The sequence below is a fragment of the Dickeya sp. CFBP 2040 genome (assembly GCF_012273755.1).
Taxonomy (GTDB): Bacteria; Pseudomonadota; Gammaproteobacteria; order Enterobacterales; family Enterobacteriaceae; genus Dickeya; species Dickeya poaceiphila.
Genome location: NZ_JAAVXH010000103.1, coordinates 32,359 through 48,803 on the forward strand (window position 1 = coordinate 32,359; position 16,445 = coordinate 48,803).

The following is a 16,445-nucleotide window of genomic DNA, read 5'->3' on the forward strand; positions in this document are numbered from 1 at the left end:
TTAGCGGTCCACATCTGACATGACAAAATCAATACTACCGAGGTATACGATCAAGTCGGATACCAGACAGCCACGAATCACCGCCGGAATCTGTTGCAGGTGCGCAAAGCTCGGCGTGCGGATACGGGTTCGGTAACTCATGGTGCTGCCGTCGCTGGTCAGGTAATAACTGTTGATTCCCTTGGTCGCTTCAATCATCTGGAATGATTCGTTAGCCGGCATCACCGGCCCCCAGGAAACCTGCAGGAAGTGGTTAATCAGCGTCTCAATATGTTGCAGCGTACGTTCTTTCGGCGGCGGCGTAGTCAGCGGATGGTCAGCCTTGAAAGGACCTTCCGGCATATTCTTGAGGCACTGTTCCAGAATACGCATACTCTGGCGCAGCTCTTCCACTTTCAGCATCACGCGACTATAGCAATCGCTAATGCCATCACCCACCGGCACCTCAAAATCGAAGTTTTCATAGCCAGAGTAAGGACGGGCTTTACGCACATCGAATGCGATGCCGGTAGCACGCAGGCCTGCGCCAGTCACGCCCCACTCCAGCGCTTCTTTGGCATTGTAAGCAGCCACTCCTTGTGAACGGCCTTTCAGGATGCTGTTTTGCAGCGCCGCCTTGATATAGGTATCCAGACGGGCCGGCATCCAGTCGAGGAACTCGCGCAGTAAACGCTCCCAGCCACGCGGCAGGTCGTGCGCCACACCGCCGATACGGAACCAGGCTGGATGCATACGGTAACCGGTAATCGCTTCGACCAAATCGTAGATTTTCTGGCGATCAGTAAATGCGAAGAACACTGGCGTCATTGCGCCGACGTCCTGAATAAAGGTACTGATATACAGCAGGTGGCTATTGATGCGGAACAGTTCGGACAACATGACGCGAATAACTTTCACGCGTTCCGGCACCTCGATACCCGCCAGTTTTTCCACCGCCAGAACATAAGGCATTTCATTCACACAACCGCCGAGGTATTCGATACGGTCGGTGTAAGGGATATAACTATGCCAGGACTGGCGTTCCCCCATTTTTTCCGCACCGCGGTGGTGATAGCCGATATCAGGAATACAATCGACGATCTCTTCACCGTCGAGTTGCAGGATAATACGGAACGCACCATGGGCTGACGGGTGGTTAGGCCCAAGGTTCAGGAACATGAAGTCTTCGTTATTCGTACCGCGCTTCATCCCCCACTCTTCAGGTTTGAAGGTCAGGGACTCCATCTCCATATCTTCACGCTGTTTGGTCAGCACGAAGGGATCGAATTCGGTAGCGCGCGCGGGGAAATCCTTACGCAGCGGGTGCCCTTGCCAGGTCTGCGGCATCATGATGCGCGTCAGATGAGGGTGGCCTTTGAAGGTGATGCCAAACATATCCCACACTTCACGCTCATACCAGTTGGCGTTGGGGAACAATTTGGTCAGGGTCGGCATGTTGAGATCGTTTTCCGACAACGCCACCTTCAGCATGATATCGCGGTTACGCTCAATCGAAATCAGGTGATAGAAAACGGTAAAATCGGCGTCTGGCAAACCCTGACGATGGGTACGCAGACGTTCATCCACACCATGCAGGTCAAGCAGCATCACATAGGGTTTAGACTGTTTTTTCAGAAAAACCACTACATCCAGCAACTGATCGCGTTTAACCCATACCACAGGCAGGCCCGTGCGGGTCGCCTGAACGGTGAAAGCGTCGGGTCCAAAATGGTTGCACAGCTCGCTGACGACCGGATCATCAAGGTGATCACGTGTTTGCCATGCAGGCAGAGCGACATCGTGTGTCGTTAAATCTGTCATAAATTATGTCACCACAGTAAATGTGCTATTTCTGTGACTGATGATGGCTACACACGTTTCTCGTGATATGAATTTATCGTGATCTTACGTAGCCACTACAGCCCTCACTCACAGGGGTCAAATTTCATCTGGAGAACGCAGATTGGTTACCGCAATACGTTCGCCCCGCTTACGTTCGCGCTCGGATTGCATGTTGGCGCGGTAAACCCCCTGATCGCCTACCACCCATGACAGAGGACGGCGCTCTTTACCAATAGACTCTTTCAGCAGCAACAGCGCCTGCATGTAGGCTTCCGGACGCGGCGGACATCCTGGGATATACACATCAACCGGCAGGAATTTGTCTACACCCTGTACTACGGAATAAATATCGTACATACCGCCGGAGTTCGCACAGGCTCCCATGGAAATGACCCATTTAGGTGCCAGCATCTGGTCGTATAAACGCTGAATGACCGGCGCCATTTTTAAAAACGGCGTACCGGCCACGACCATAAAATCCGCCTGACGTGGTGAAGCGCGAATAACTTCGGAGCCAAAGCGCGCAACGTCATGCACAGAGGTGAATGACGTTGCCATTTCCACGTAACAGCAGGAAAGACCGAAGTTGTAAGGCCACAAGGAATTGCTGCGCCCCCAGTTGACCATGCTGTGCAGCGACTGTTCGAGGTTGCCCATGAAAACGCTGCGATTGACATGCTGCTCAAGCGGATCGCTGACAATCTCTTGCTTCTGGAGGGGGTAACGGTCGTTCTCACCGTCCGGGTCAATACGGGTGAGCGTATAATCCATCTTCTAAATGCCTCGCTATTACTGCTGATGAGTGTTGGTGGTCTGCGTCACGACATTGGATTTCATGACTTGTCTTTTGGAACGCACTGGCGTCCAGTCCAACGCGCCGATACGCACCAGATAGACCAAGCCAGCCAACAGCACCAAAATGAAAATTGTAGCTTCGACGAAGCCTATCCAGCCACTTTCCCGGATAGAAACGGACCAGGCATAGAGATAGAGGGCTTCAACGTCGAAAATAACGAAAAACATGGCAACCAGATAAAACTTGGCGGAGAGGCGCAGCCGTGCTGAACCAACAGAATCGATACCTGATTCATAAGGAATGTTTTTATGTCTGGCGCGAGCTCTGCCTCCTAGCAGGAAACCACCAAGTAACATAAAGCCGCAGAGACCTACAGCAACGATAACGAATAGCGCAAAGGCCCAGTGATGGGCGAGGACTTCAGTAGTTGTTGACATACTCTTGCTTACTCATCAAAAGTGATCAGACTCCTGCTCTTTACTCGGCAGTTTGTCGCCACATCGATTAAAAGGAAGGATTTTTCGCCACAAAAACGCCACAACTTACAAGGTCAAGTAGCTGTTTAATGCGGTCTGATTCCCTGTTATGTAACCTTATTTTCAACGCCACTAAAAATAACAGCACATTACTTTACATGCACGCGGTTTCGTTAACATTTTGTGTGTAACATGATGACTAAATCGAGTCAGTCAATTACTTCAGGTTAACTATTCCACCTACAGAAAGCCCTTATTGGCAGGGTGACTATACCATTTTCGGCAAAGATTCCTGTTCCCCCATAGTGTTAATAGGGATATTTTTTGATCCAACGCACATTTTTTCATTTATGTTAGTAAAAAAATCACGCAAGCTGCTCATTTATTGAGCTTATCATTGCACCAATATAGCTCTAAAAAAAAGAAACATGGTTTTAATGAAAATGGAACAATAGCAGTAAATTAAATACACAGAACAAGGCGTCGCAGCTGTGAATCGGCTAAAAAAAGAGTGAAAACATAGAAAAAGAAAGTGGAAAGGCAAAACGTAACGGGTATTGCCCCGCTACGTTAGGATTCAAATAATATCTTTTAATGGATTATTCCGTCGGCGGTTCCTGCATATCGTTATCGGCACCTGAGTTTACCGGCAACAAATGAGAACGTGTGCCAGACTCAATAGCGCTGAAAATAGCGTTGGTCAGTTCGTTGTCATGCTCCGGATTCTTGCACAGGTAATAACGGGTATCAGGCAGTTTTGGCAAACCTTCTTCTTCACCCAGCACACGCAATTCAGGACTCATCATTTCTACTGAACGCACAGTGATCCCCAAACCGGCTTTTACCGCTGCACGCACTGCAGACAACGTAGAGGCGACATAGGAAATCTTCCACGGAATACCGGCAGCAGTAAGGTGCTCCAACGCCAGCGAGCGGAACGGACTTGGCTCATCCAGCACAACCAGCGAAACCGTTTCTCTGGGCTGATACTGGTAATCGGCAGCGCAGTACCACAATGTTGGTGAGGTACGCAGCAACACATGAGGCAACTCATTGGTATTGCTGGTCGTAATGACCAGATCAATTTTCCCTTGTTGCAACATCTCCGCCATTTCGGCGCTGCGCTTGATACTGACCGCAACCGACAGCTTCGGAAACACGCTGGTAACACGCTGCAGGATGAAAGGCAGGATAGTATCCGCGGTGTCATCGGAAGCACCGATAGCCAGCGTACCCTGAATATCACTGTACATCAGTGAGGCACAGGCCTCGTCATTAAACTGAAGGATTTTTCTGGCATACCCAAGAAACTGGATGCCATGCTCAGTCAACAGCTTGTTTCGCCCATGACGGGCAAACAACTCCTTACCAATCAGCTGCTCCAGACGCTGCATCTGCTGGCTTACTGCTGACTGCGTTCTACACACAGCAACAGCAGCTGCCGCAAACGTATTCAAATCTGCAACAGCGACGAATGTTCTCAACAGATCGAGATCAAGGTTGAGAACAGGGCGACTTGTATTTGTCATACGTCTCTTCACTTATCTATTTTAATTTTTAACAAACATACCTGGTGTTGATGTTGATGCCCCGACAAAGGCCGGATGCACAATAAAAGACGGACAGTATCGCAGACGAACGGCTACGGCAAAAGACAATGATATTCCCTTGTCCGAATCGTCTATCTCCTTTAGCCTCCTTAATTTAAGCACCTTATTAGGTAATCAGACTTTCAAAAAGGACTCTCTTATTTTAGATAATAAAATAAAAATAAAAAAAACACCAGCCATATCATTTAACCGCAATTTACAATCATGAGATATTAAGGTTTTGATTGCGCTTACTTTACGAGGAGCATTCGCCAAAATATACGACATCTCTTATTTTTCACCTTTGACGCATAGTTTGTGCATCATTCATTCCTTGTTTGCTTGAAAAGGACATTACGCTCAAAATATCAACAAGCCCAAAGGCACACTATTCAATCCAGAATCTGGTTTTAATACAGTGTTAAAAACCATCAACCAATCTGATGTATCCACCTCATCAATGTCTTCGATTCACTACCATATTCTCTGTTAGCGATATCATAGCAACTACCACCAAACACCATTAATACAGTGAGTTACTATCACCATGCGACTCACACTTTATGTAAATGGAGATATTTTTTTGTAAATTTTTTAAAAAATATACTAAAATAGTATATGTAACATAAATTTTCATGAAGTTATGTCGTGAGGTGGACTATTTCTAAAAAAATATCCTATCCACCGTGCGTATATACCTTTTTTTTATTTCCACGCTGTCACTTACCCTATTCGATTAAATAAATCTGCTTTTTATTATCAGCAAGTTGGCCTACATTTATTTTAACCTCAAAAAGAGAACCCATCCTATTACCACATAGAAAGACATTTGCCTGATCTGCAACTATTCGTGTATTTAAAAATATTTTTGATAACGCCAGAGACGCTGAAAATTTTATGATACCGGTTTCAGTGCTTAAATAAGATAGAAATACCCCGCCAGCCACCAATAAGATTATTCCTAAATACTCCAACGAAAGAGGATAATGCATCATTATGCGATCTGGCAGGCAGTGTAATTGGCCGTTCAGGCGGCTTTTTTGCTCATCACTTTCAAACGTTAGATTGAAAAACAGAAATTATATTACATCATATAAACACCTCATTAACAATAAATACCATTTATTGTGGCCTTTACTGGTGACAATCCAATATGGAAGCGACTTCACAGCCACAGTAATGATTCTTCAAAACACACGACGGTAAGAGTACATTAGATGGGTTAGGCGATTACTCATCAGGAAAACAGTATCCTGCAAAAGGTTTGTTAAATGTCACCGATAGAAAAATCGAAAAAACTGGAAAACGTTTGTTACGATATTCGTGGCCCGGTATTAAAAGAAGCAAAACGACTGGAAGAAGAAGGCAATAAGGTACTTAAGCTGAACATCGGCAACCCGGCACCTTTCGGGTTTGAAGCACCGGATGAAATCCTGGTAGATGTCATCCGCAATTTGCCGACTGCACAAGGCTACTGCGATTCCAAGGGGTTATACTCCGCCCGAAAAGCCATCGTACAGCATTATCAGGCCCGTGATATGCGAGACATCACGCTGGAAGACGTCTATATCGGTAACGGTGTGTCCGAGTTGATTGTTCAGTCGATGCAAGCGTTGTTGAATACCGGTGACGAAATGCTGGTGCCAGCGCCGGATTACCCACTGTGGACTGCCGCTGTTGCGCTTTCCAGCGGCCATGCGGTGCACTACCGCTGTGATGAAGAATCAGGCTGGTTCCCGGATCTGGACGATATTCGCAGCAAAATCACGCCCCGCACACGAGGGATCGTTATTATCAATCCCAACAACCCGACTGGGGCGGTATATAGCAAAGAGCTGTTGCTGGAAGTGGTTGAAATTGCCCGCCAGCATAGTTTGATCATTTTTGCCGACGAGATTTACGACAAAATCCTCTACGATGATGCACAACATCATTCGATAGCTGCGCTGGCGCCGGATCTGTTGACCGTCACCTTCAATGGCCTGTCTAAAACCTATCGCGTAGCCGGATTTCGCCAGGGCTGGATGGTCCTGAATGGCCCGAAAAAACATGCCCGCGGTTATATTGAAGGGTTGGAAATGCTGGCATCAATGCGCCTTTGTGCTAACGTCCCCATGCAACATGCTATTCAGACTGCACTTGGCGGTTACCAAAGTATCAGCGAATTCATTCATCCGGGCGGACGTCTGTATGAACAGCGTAATCGCGCCTGGGAGCTGATCAATCAGATTCCTGGCGTATCCTGTGTTAAGCCAAGTGGGGCGCTGTACATGTTTCCCCGCATTGATGCCAAGCGTTTCAACATCCATGATGATCAGAAGCTGGTACTGGACCTGCTGCTGCAAGAGAAAGTACTGCTGGTGCAAGGCACCGCGTTCAACTGGCCGGAGCCGGACCACCTGCGTATCGTGACCCTGCCGCGTGTTGATCAACTGGAAATGGCAATCAACAAGTTTGGCCGTTTTCTGGAAGGTTATCACCAGTAATCGGAGCGGCATCCGGTGCCAACAAGGTGCCGGATTCTCCATTTTTCCCGATGTTCTTTCCCTCTTTTTCGTCGGTTGCTTCTTGATGACGGAGCCGCCACAATGAATCTCCATTGCCGTACACTGAGAGATGTTTATGGTCCAAAGTCATTTCTTCGCCCATTTGTCCCGCCTGAAATTGATTAGCCGCTGGCCGCTGATGCGCAATGTCCGGACAGAAAATGTCTCTGAGCACAGCTTGCAGGTGGCGTTTGTCGCTCATGCTCTCGCGGTAATCAAAAACCGCAAATTCAATGGGAATCTTAATATAGGTCGTATTGCCTTGTTGGCCATGTACCATGATGCCAGCGAAGTACTGACCGGCGATATGCCCACCCCTATCAAGTATTACAATGCGCAAATTGCCCACGAATATAAGAAAATTGAAAAGATTGCCCGCCATAATCTGATTGCGATGCTACCTGCAGAACTGCAGCAGGACTTCAAGCCGCTGCTGGATGAATCACAAATCAGCGAAGATGAACATGCAATTGTTAAACAGGCTGATGCACTTTGCGCGTATTTGAAGTGTTTGGAAGAACTATCCGCTGGCAATAATGAATTTCTGTTGGCCAAAACACGGCTGGAAAAAACACTCCAGCAGCGTCAAAGTCCGGAAATGGATTATTTCATGACGGTATTTATTCCGAGCTTTAGTTTGTCACTGGACGAAATCAGTCAGGAATCACCGCTTTAACCCGCAACCTGGATGAAGCCAGACAGCCTGATGATGACCCCCCTTCAGGCTGTTACGATTGACGGCGCTCAGAATGGATACAACCACGGCACCATCACTACGCTGATAACCATTACCAATAGCGTGAATGGCACCCCAACCCGCACAAAATCACTGAAGCGATATCCACCAGGTGCTAACACCAACGTATTGACTGGCGAGGAAACGGGGGTCATGAATGCCGCAGACGCGGAGATAGCAATAATCATTGCAAAAGGATACGGCGAAACCTGCATCTGTTCCGCAGCAGCAACGGCAATGGGCGCCATCAGCACAGCCGTTGCCGTGTTGGAGATAAACAATCCCGTCAACGCACACAACAGGAACAGACACACCAACATCACGTGAGGGCCTGCGCCGCCGCCTATCTCCATCAACCCCTTTACGACCAAAGCCACGCCACCGGTTTGCTGCAATGCCAAAGCAAACGGCATCATCCCTACGATGAGAATCAGACTCGGCCAATGTACCGCACGGTAGGCGCTTTCCATGTCGATACAGCGGAACTGCCCCATCAGCAGACAGGCGACCAACGCCGCAATGGCGTTAGGTATCTCATCAGTCAGCATCATCGCTACCATCAGCGCCAGACAAAACAACGCGTGTGGCCCCTGATTACTGGCTGGCGCCACTTCATCCACTTCCGCCGGCAGATTGAGCACAATAAAGTGACGCTTATGCTTATTCAGCAACCGAATATTTTTCCAGTCGCCGATGACCAGCAGAATATCTCCCAGCTTTAACGCCTCATCAGCCAGGTTTCCTTCCAGCGCTTCGCCGTCCCGGCGAATTCCCACCACGGTTAACCCGTAACGACTGCGAAACGCCACTCCCTGCAACGTTTTACCCAACAGCCCCGAATCAGGGATCAACGATACTTCCGCCATGCCCACATCACGCGCCTGTTCGGAGAAATACTCGCCACGCAATACCATCGGTTCCAGACGCTGGGTGGAGCAAAACTCACGCAGATCCACATCGGATGCCGACATATCGATCAGCAGCACATCATTCAATCGCAATTCGCTATTGCTGCTGACGCTCACCATAATGCGCCGGAATTTTTGCCAGCGCTCAATTCCCACCACATTCGCGCCATAACGCTGGCGTAATTGCAAATCGTCCAGGCGCTGGCCAATCAGCGGCGATCCGATGCGAATCGCCACGCGACGTGCCCGCCCGGTCAGGCGATACTCCCGGATCAGATCACGAAATGTTTTGCGTTTCCACCCGTCTTTGAGGCCATCGCTGTTAGTCGCCGTCAGCCAGAAACGCGCTACCAGCATGTAAGCAATCCCAGTCAACAGCACAACGGCACCAATAGGCGTGACACTGAAAAAACTGAACCCGTTCATACCGGTACGCATCAACTCACTGCTAACCACCATATTGGGTGGCGTTGCCACCAGCGTCATCATACCGCTGATAAGCCCTGCGAAAGCCAGCGGCATCATCAGACGGGCGGGGGTAGTTTTCATCCGCGCTGCAACGTTCAGTACCACCGGAATAAAAATAGCCACCACCCCGGTGGAACTCATAAAAGCCCCCAGCAGTGCCACCGTACACATCAGTAAAATCAGCATACGGTTTTCACTCTGTCCGGCCACACGCATCAACCAGTCACCGACCTGATAAGCTACCCCGGTTCGCACCAGCCCTTCACCGATCACAAATAGTGCTGCGATCAAAAACACATTCGGATCGCTGAAACCAATCAGCGCTTCCTGTAGTGTCAATGTACCGCTTAAGACAAACGCCACAATCACCAGCAGTGCAATCACATCCATACGCAGTTTGCCGGTAGCAAACAGCACGATGGCAATCAATAGCAAAATGGCAACCCAGACAAGTGAACTGCTCAACATGCCGCCTCCTGACATTAACAGTCCTTATTCATCAGGCGGTATTCCGAACAACAACGTTTCTTTCGGAGAAACCGCTTAAAATCAGAATGCCATAAAAAAACCCTGACAAAGCAGGGTATTGATCATGTTTATCTGGGTTTAAAGCATCATTTCAGGGTAATGTTTACCCAACCATCCGGTGTACGTGAAATCTGCAATTGCTCAAGAGAAGGTAATATGGCATCCACTTCATCCAAACGTGGTGTATCGACTGGCGCATTCACCGCGATAACCTGACATCCAGCAGCCAACCCGGATAGCACGCCAGCCGGCGCATCTTCCACCACCACGCATTCAGCAGGAGCCAGCCCCAACCGTTGTGCTCCCAACAAATACGCATCCGGATTCGGTTTACCGCGCTCCACTTGCTCCGCCGTAATAAACTCACGCGGTGAAGGCAAGCCCGCCGCACGGTGACGGGCATGGGCAATCGGCACCGTTCCCGACGTCACAATCGCCCATGGGATATCCAGTTCATCCAGTCTGTTCAGCAGTGCACATGCACCCGGCATAGCCGCAATACCTGTGGTATCCGTCGCTTCTACCTGCTCCAGCGCGATAAACTCACGCTGAATCGTCTCTTCGCTGGCTCCCGCCAGAAAATGACGCAACGAGGTAATCGCCTGCTTGCCATGAATAAAATCCAGAACACTCTGCGGGTCGATATCATGATCTTTTGCCCAGTTGCTCCAGGCCCGTTCAACCGCGGGCAGTGAATCTACCAACGTGCCGTCAAGATCAAACAGAAAACCTTTACACTCCACAGAAAGCCCCTTCTTTATTTATATGCCTCTGAACCTCTCAGGCATTGATGACTTGCGCTATCTCTACCGCGCTCAGATGATACTGACGTGGGCAAGATTGCCACACCGCCAACATACGGATGTATTTATCCCACATTTTGGTCTGCGAGTTAAAGCCATGCGTACCAGAATCAAAGTGAGGATAACGACCTTCAACATGTACCATGAAACGTACGTAGCCAAGATAACGCGCTTCGGTAGCCGCATCGAAACCAAGAAATGCCAGTCGGCGCTCATCCATATCCGGTTTCTCTTTCAGGTTAGCCCAGGAAACCTGTAGCGCATGGTGCATTTCCATAATATTAATGAGAGTACGACATACATCTTCGCTCAAATCGCCAAAATCGCGATCCAGTTCCCGCATTTGCAACCCGTAGCCGCGTTCAATGATGGTTTGCAGGCGACGGTAACGTTCCGCATTATCGGGGTCCAGCATCGACATCATTTTGTACTGATTGGACAGGATAAGTCTCTGAGCATTGGTCATTTCCATGGTGCACTCCTGAATCTGATTCCGGCTAAAGGGGGATTAATAGCAGAATCGCATACTGGCTGGCGTTCGTTTCTTGATTTAAAACAGAATCCAATGGAAAAAAAGCTAGCGTCTTTGGCTAAAAACCGGGTTTACATCAAAGATCGTCCAGGAATGCCCTGTCAAGTTGCCTGAAGGCACGATTCAGCACGTCGGCCAACATCTGGTAAGTAGGTTGCCCTTCCACCGGCATCAGCGCCATACCCGACTCCAGTAGCTTATTACGAATGTCATGAAACCAACGTAATAAAGAAGGCGGTAGTGGAGTAACCGAACGGCGTCCAAGCCACCATAACCCTTGCATTGGTAATCCAAGAGCAAATAGCGCGGTCGCCACACTTGGGCCAAGCTGACCACCCAATGCAATTTGCCAGGTCAGGGTAAATACAGCCAACGGCGGCATGATGCGAATGGCAAACCGGGTGATATGCACTACGCGATTTTCAGGAAACACAGGCGCCAGTCGTTTATCCGCAGGCCAGGTTTTCATATAACGCTGGCCAAGATGGAATAGCTGCAGCCATCCTGCTTTGTCTTTGTCGGAGGGTTTCGTCGACATGCTAGACCTCAACTTTACATATAAAAAATAAAATTTTCGTACAAATCACCAACTGCAATTGACAAGCTTAAAATATATTTTGTGTTTAATGGTTGCTATCGGTATCCTAAAACAGCCTTTTGGGCTGCGATAAAAGCCGTGATAAAAGCCGTTTGACGCCGTTTTGTACTCGCTGTTAGCCACTTACTGTTTCAGACAGAGTTTTACTATGCCGGCAGGCAAATCCGGCCACTGTTGAGTCAGCGTGCAGCAAGCGTCATGTGTGTCTGCTGTCGCCGTTTTTTGCTGGTCGATGTATCTCTCGTTCAGGAGCGTCACGATGCTGCTGCTCGTCCGTCACATCGGCATTTTTCCGCTGTCATGTCTGGAAACTTCACCCAGCCATGATGTTAATCATAAATGTCAACAGCCTTCTGCGCTACGCTAGTGTTGTATGACATTTTTTTAACCATGTATAACAAGTAGGTACTTCCATGTCGAGTAAGTTAGTACTGGTCCTTAACTGTGGCAGTTCTTCCCTGAAGTTTGCCATTATTGATGCCGTCAGCGGAGACGAATACCTGTCTGGCCTGGCCGAGTGTTTTAATCTGCCCGAAGCGCGCATCAAATGGAAAATCGATGGCGGCAAACAGGAAGCTGCTCTGGGTGCCGGTGCCGCCCACAGCGAAGCACTGAGTTTCATCGTTAACACCATCCTCAGCCAGAAGCCTGAATTGTCCGCTCAGCTGGTAGCGATTGGTCATCGTATCGTACACGGCGGTGAGAAATTCACCCAGTCCGCGGTTATCAACGACGAAGTGCTGCAGGGTATCAAAGACGCCGTTCCGTTCGCGCCGTTGCACAACCCGGCACACCTGATCGGCATCGAAGAAGCACTGAAAGAATTCCCGCATCTGAAAGCCAAGAACGTTGCCGTATTCGACACCGCGTTCCATCAGACCATGCCGGAAGAAGCCTACCTGTACGCCCTGCCGTACAAGTTATACAAAGAACACCACATTCGCCGTTACGGCGCTCACGGTACCAGCCACTACTTCGTCTCTCGTGAAGCAGCGAAAGTCCTGAACAAGCCGGTGGAAGAACTGAACGTGATCACCTGCCACTTGGGCAACGGCGGTTCCGTTAGCGCTATTCGCAACGGCAAGTGCGTGGATACCTCTATGGGTCTGACGCCGTTGGAAGGCCTGGTGATGGGTACCCGCAGTGGTGACATCGATCCGGCGGTAGTTTTCCACCTGCACGATTCCTTGGGTATGAGTGTAGATAGCATCAACAAACTGCTGACCAAAGAATCCGGCCTGCTGGGTCTGACCGAAGTAACCAGCGACTGCCGTTACGTAGAAGACAACTACGAAACCAAAGAAGACGCCAAACGTGCGATGAACGTGTACTGCCACCGTCTGGCCAAGTACATCGGTTCTTATTCTGCGCTGATGGAAGGTCGTCTGGACGCAGTTATCTTCACTGGCGGCATCGGTGAAAACGCCGCGATGGTACGTGAGTTAACGCTGAAGCAACTGGGCCTGCTGGGCTTTGAAGTCGACCACGACCGTAACCTGGCTGCACGTTTCGGCAAAGGCGGCAACATCGCCAAAGACGGTACTCGCCCGGCATTGGTCATTCCGACCAACGAAGAATTGGTCATCGCTCAGGACGCACTGCGTCTGACCGCCTGATTAACTCTCCCCACTCCGTCAGCTTCAGCTGACGGAGTTGTTTTAGCAACATCGTTTTTGAACAACGAGCAACCGCAAACAGAGGTTAAGCCGTGTCCCGTATAATCATGTTGATTCCTACTGGCACCAGCGTGGGCCTGACCAGCGTCAGCCTGGGTGTCATTCGTTCCATGGAACAAAAAGGCGTGCGCCTGAGCGTGTTCAAGCCCATCGCCCAGCCACGTTCCGGTGATAGCAAATTGGATCAGACCACCGCTATCGTCCGCGCCACCTCCTCCATTCCAGCCGCTGAACCGCTGGCAATGAGCTACGTGGAGTCAATGCTGAGCAGCAACCAGCAGGACGTACTGCTGGAAGAAATTATTGCCCGCTACCACGAAAGCACCAAAGACGCGGAAGTCGTGCTGGTAGAAGGTCTGGTGCCAACCCGCAAACACCAGTTCGCCAATGCGCTGAACTATGAAATCGCCAAAACGCTGAACGCGGAAATCGTCTTCGTATTGGCGCTAGGCAACGATTCTCCGGCACAGTTGAAAGAGCGCATCGACATCGCTCGTTCCAGCTTTGGCGGCAGCAAGAACAAAAACATCACCGGCGTCATCATCAATAAACTGAATGCACCGGTGGATGAGCAAGGTCGTACTCGTCCCGATCTGTCTGAAATTTTTGATGACTCCACCAAAGCCAGCGTCGCCAACATCGATCCGAAGCTGCTGTTCGCCAACAGCCCACTGCCGATTCTGGGCTGCGTACCCTGGAGCTTTGATCTGATCGCGACCCGCGCCATCGACATGGCCAACCACCTGAACGCACGCGTTATCAACACTGGCGACATTCAGACCCGTCGTGTGAAATCGGTAACCTTCTGCGCTCGTAGCATTCCGCATATGCTGGAGCATTTCCGCCCAGGCTCGCTGCTGGTGACCTCCGCTGACCGTCCGGATGTACTGGTTGCCGCCTGTCTGGCTGCCATGAACGGCGTTGAAATCGGCGCCCTGCTGCTGACCGGCGGCTACGAAATCGACCCGGCTATCAGCAAGCTGTGCGAACGTGCCTTCCAGACTGGCCTGCCGGTGTTCATGGTCAAGACCAATACCTGGCAGACCTCACTGAACCTGCAGAGCTTCAATCTGGAACTGCCGCCGGACGACCATGAGCGTGTGGAAAAAGTGCAGGAATACGTGGCTCGCCACATCGATTCTCAGTGGATCGATTCCCTGACCGCTACCTCCGAGCGTTCACGCCGTCTGTCTCCACCAGCGTTCCGTTATCAGTTGACCGAACTGGCGCGTCAGGCCAGCAAGCGTATCGTGCTGCCGGAAGGCGACGAACCGCGTACCGTCAAAGCCGCAGCCATCTGTGCCGAGCGCGGTATCGCACAGTGTGTGCTGCTGGGCAACCCGGATGAAATCCAGCGCGTCGCCGCTGCACAGGGCGTTGAACTGGGTAAAGGCATCGAGATTGTCGATCCGGCTGAAGCACGTGAGCGCTATGTACCGCGTCTGGTTGAACTGCGTAAGAGCAAAGGCATGACCGAAGTGGTCGCCCGCGAGCAGTTGGAAGACAACGTGGTGTTGGGTACGCTGATGCTGGAACAAGGCGAAGTTGACGGTCTGGTATCCGGTGCGGTTCACACTACCGCTAACACCATCCGTCCGCCGTTGCAGTTGATCAAAACCGCGCCGGGCAGCTCACTGGTCTCTTCCGTGTTCTTCATGCTGCTGCCGGAACAGGTACTGGTTTATGGCGACTGCGCCATCAACCCGGACCCGACCGCAGAACAGCTGGCTGAAATCGCTATCCAGTCCGCCGACTCTGCTGCCGCTTTCGGTATTGAACCGCGCGTGGCGATGATCTCCTACTCAACCGGTAACTCCGGTGCCGGCAGCGATGTGGATAAAGTCCGCGAAGCGACCCGTCTGGCGCAGGAAAAACGCCCGGATCTGGTCATCGACGGTCCGCTGCAGTACGACGCCGCGATCATGGCCGATGTGGCTCAGTCCAAAGCGCCGAACTCACCGGTTGCGGGTAAAGCTACCGTGTTCGTGTTCCCGGACCTCAACACCGGCAACACCACTTACAAAGCAGTACAGCGTTCTGCCGACCTGATTTCCATCGGGCCCATGCTGCAAGGTATGCGCAAGCCGGTTAACGACTTGTCCCGTGGCGCACTGGTGGACGACATTGTCTATACCGTAGCGCTGACCGCTATTCAGGCTACCCAGATTGCCTGATAGACGGCATTAGCGGCGCATCTTTCGATACGCCGCTGATACACGGAAACAAAAACGCCAGCAACGTAACTGCTGGCGTTTTTTATGAAAGCGGTCTGAGTAACCACACTCAATGTTGTTCTACGAATGTTGTTCTACGGCATCACTATCTTCAGTCCCGGTCACATCATCGTTCTGAATGCGTGGCGCAACGCGTTGCGGTTTAACGTAATCATTGCTGCCGCTGTTACGACTTAACCACAGCGATAATGCCTTGAGCGAATCCGGAGTGAACTCATCGCAACGCGCAGTAATCTCTTCCGGCGTCAACCAACTCACTTCATCAATCTCTTCCGCCTGCAAGGCAAACGGGCCATGCATTACGCAACTGAACAACGCCCCCCATACCCGGCAGTCATCACTTTCATAGTAAAACAGGCCATGTTCAGCAAACGGCACACCGGCGATGCCCAGCTCTTCTTCTGCTTCACGACGTGCCGACTCCAGCAGATTCTCACCACTTTGCACCACGCCGCCTGCGGTCGCGTCCATCCAGCCGGGGTAAAAATCTTTGGTTTCGGTACGGCGCTGAACCAGAATCTTGCCCATGCCATCATGTACAACGATATAGGTAGCGCGATGCCGCAGATGCTGAGCACGCATCTGCTGGCGACTGGATTGGGCGATAACTTCGTTGTTTTCATCAACGATATCGACCCACTCCATGGCTGCCATCTGTGTTTGTTCCACCATCCTCTGAAACCCTTTCGTCATGGCGCGGTGATGCGCATCAGTTTTTAGAAATTCTTAGAATT

The 16,445-nt window shown here is 50.5% G+C and carries 15 protein-coding genes; 4 read left to right on the forward strand and 11 right to left on the reverse strand.

Translation table 11 applies throughout. The annotated features are described in order from the left end of the window. The 5 genes from nuoC to Dpoa2040_RS16340 all read right to left on the reverse strand — a co-directional run bounded on the left by nuoC (position 1) and on the right by Dpoa2040_RS16340 (position 5,677). On the reverse strand, positions 1 to 1,800 hold the full coding sequence (gene nuoC / locus Dpoa2040_RS16320; protein ID WP_168641928.1) for an NADH-quinone oxidoreductase subunit C/D: 1,800 nt from the start codon (positions 1,798 to 1,800) through the stop codon (positions 1 to 3). Between the two features lie 117 nt (positions 1,801 to 1,917). Then, a complete protein-coding gene (locus Dpoa2040_RS16325) occupies positions 1,918 to 2,592 on the reverse strand; it encodes an NADH-quinone oxidoreductase subunit B family protein (protein WP_012885398.1) in 675 nt (224 codons plus the stop codon). Between the two features lie 18 nt (positions 2,593 to 2,610). Beyond that, positions 2,611 to 3,054, reverse strand: coding sequence for an NADH-quinone oxidoreductase subunit NuoA (nuoA, locus tag Dpoa2040_RS16330; protein ID WP_042871754.1), 444 nt, complete (start codon positions 3,052 to 3,054; stop codon positions 2,611 to 2,613). A 638-nt stretch (positions 3,055 to 3,692) separates the two neighbouring features. After that, the gene (lrhA, locus tag Dpoa2040_RS16335; RefSeq protein ID WP_168641929.1) at positions 3,693 to 4,622 is read right to left on the reverse strand and encodes a transcriptional regulator LrhA; all 930 of its coding nucleotides are present in this window, start codon (positions 4,620 to 4,622) and stop codon (positions 3,693 to 3,695) included. A 788-nt stretch (positions 4,623 to 5,410) separates the two neighbouring features. Then, positions 5,411 to 5,677 carry a hypothetical protein gene (locus Dpoa2040_RS16340; RefSeq protein WP_168641930.1) on the reverse strand — a complete coding sequence of 89 codons (267 nt, stop codon included), beginning with the start codon at positions 5,675 to 5,677 and terminating at the stop codon, positions 5,411 to 5,413. A gap of 276 nt (positions 5,678 to 5,953) precedes the next feature. Here Dpoa2040_RS16340 and Dpoa2040_RS16345 point away from each other — a divergent pair, with 276 nt between their 5' ends. After that, complete coding sequence (locus Dpoa2040_RS16345; RefSeq protein ID WP_042871760.1) at positions 5,954 to 7,168, forward strand: pyridoxal phosphate-dependent aminotransferase; 1,215 nt, start codon at positions 5,954 to 5,956, stop codon at positions 7,166 to 7,168. On the opposite strand, the gene Dpoa2040_RS18435 is transcribed toward Dpoa2040_RS16345, so the two are convergent. After that, positions 7,128 to 7,430: a hypothetical protein gene (locus tag Dpoa2040_RS18435; RefSeq protein WP_246867322.1), complete on the reverse strand. Its 303-nt coding sequence runs from the start codon at positions 7,428 to 7,430 to the stop codon at positions 7,128 to 7,130. The two genes, Dpoa2040_RS16345 and Dpoa2040_RS18435, sit on opposite strands and share 41 nt — an antisense overlap. Here Dpoa2040_RS18435 and yfbR point away from each other — a divergent pair. Then, entirely contained in the window at positions 7,347 to 7,904 is a 558-nt protein-coding gene (gene yfbR / locus Dpoa2040_RS16350) for a 5'-deoxynucleotidase (RefSeq protein ID WP_246867320.1), read from the forward strand. The genes Dpoa2040_RS18435 and yfbR overlap by 84 nt on opposite strands. A 68-nt stretch (positions 7,905 to 7,972) precedes the next feature. Here yfbR and Dpoa2040_RS16355 read toward each other — a convergent pair whose 3' ends face one another. From Dpoa2040_RS16355 to yfbV, 4 genes are all read right to left on the reverse strand, one after another. Then, positions 7,973 to 9,808 carry an SLC13 family permease gene (locus tag Dpoa2040_RS16355; RefSeq protein ID WP_210423985.1) on the reverse strand — a complete coding sequence of 612 codons (1,836 nt, stop codon included), beginning with the start codon at positions 9,806 to 9,808 and terminating at the stop codon, positions 7,973 to 7,975. A 146-nt stretch (positions 9,809 to 9,954) separates the two neighbouring features. Next, entirely contained in the window at positions 9,955 to 10,611 is a 657-nt protein-coding gene (locus tag Dpoa2040_RS16360) for a sugar phosphatase (RefSeq protein WP_168641931.1), read from the reverse strand. Positions 10,612 to 10,648: 37 nt separating this feature from the next. Then, on the reverse strand, positions 10,649 to 11,143 hold the full coding sequence (locus Dpoa2040_RS16365; protein WP_042871764.1) for a YfbU family protein: 495 nt from the start codon (positions 11,141 to 11,143) through the stop codon (positions 10,649 to 10,651). A 136-nt stretch (positions 11,144 to 11,279) separates the two neighbouring features. Then, complete coding sequence (yfbV, locus tag Dpoa2040_RS16370) at positions 11,280 to 11,741, reverse strand: terminus macrodomain insulation protein YfbV (protein WP_042871765.1); 462 nt, start codon at positions 11,739 to 11,741, stop codon at positions 11,280 to 11,282. A gap of 473 nt (positions 11,742 to 12,214) precedes the next feature. Between yfbV and ackA the strand changes: the two genes are divergently transcribed. Further along, on the forward strand, positions 12,215 to 13,417 hold the full coding sequence (gene ackA / locus Dpoa2040_RS16375) for an acetate kinase (RefSeq protein WP_042871768.1): 1,203 nt from the start codon (positions 12,215 to 12,217) through the stop codon (positions 13,415 to 13,417). 92 nt (positions 13,418 to 13,509) lie between these two features. Next, a complete protein-coding gene (gene pta, locus Dpoa2040_RS16380) occupies positions 13,510 to 15,651 on the forward strand; it encodes a phosphate acetyltransferase (protein WP_042871770.1) in 2,142 nt (713 codons plus the stop codon). 120 nt (positions 15,652 to 15,771) lie between these two features. Here pta and yfcD read toward each other — a convergent pair whose 3' ends face one another. Further along, the gene (gene yfcD / locus Dpoa2040_RS16385; RefSeq protein WP_050569488.1) at positions 15,772 to 16,383 is read right to left on the reverse strand and encodes an NUDIX hydrolase YfcD; all 612 of its coding nucleotides are present in this window, start codon (positions 16,381 to 16,383) and stop codon (positions 15,772 to 15,774) included. Between the last annotated feature and the right edge of the window lie 62 nt (positions 16,384 to 16,445).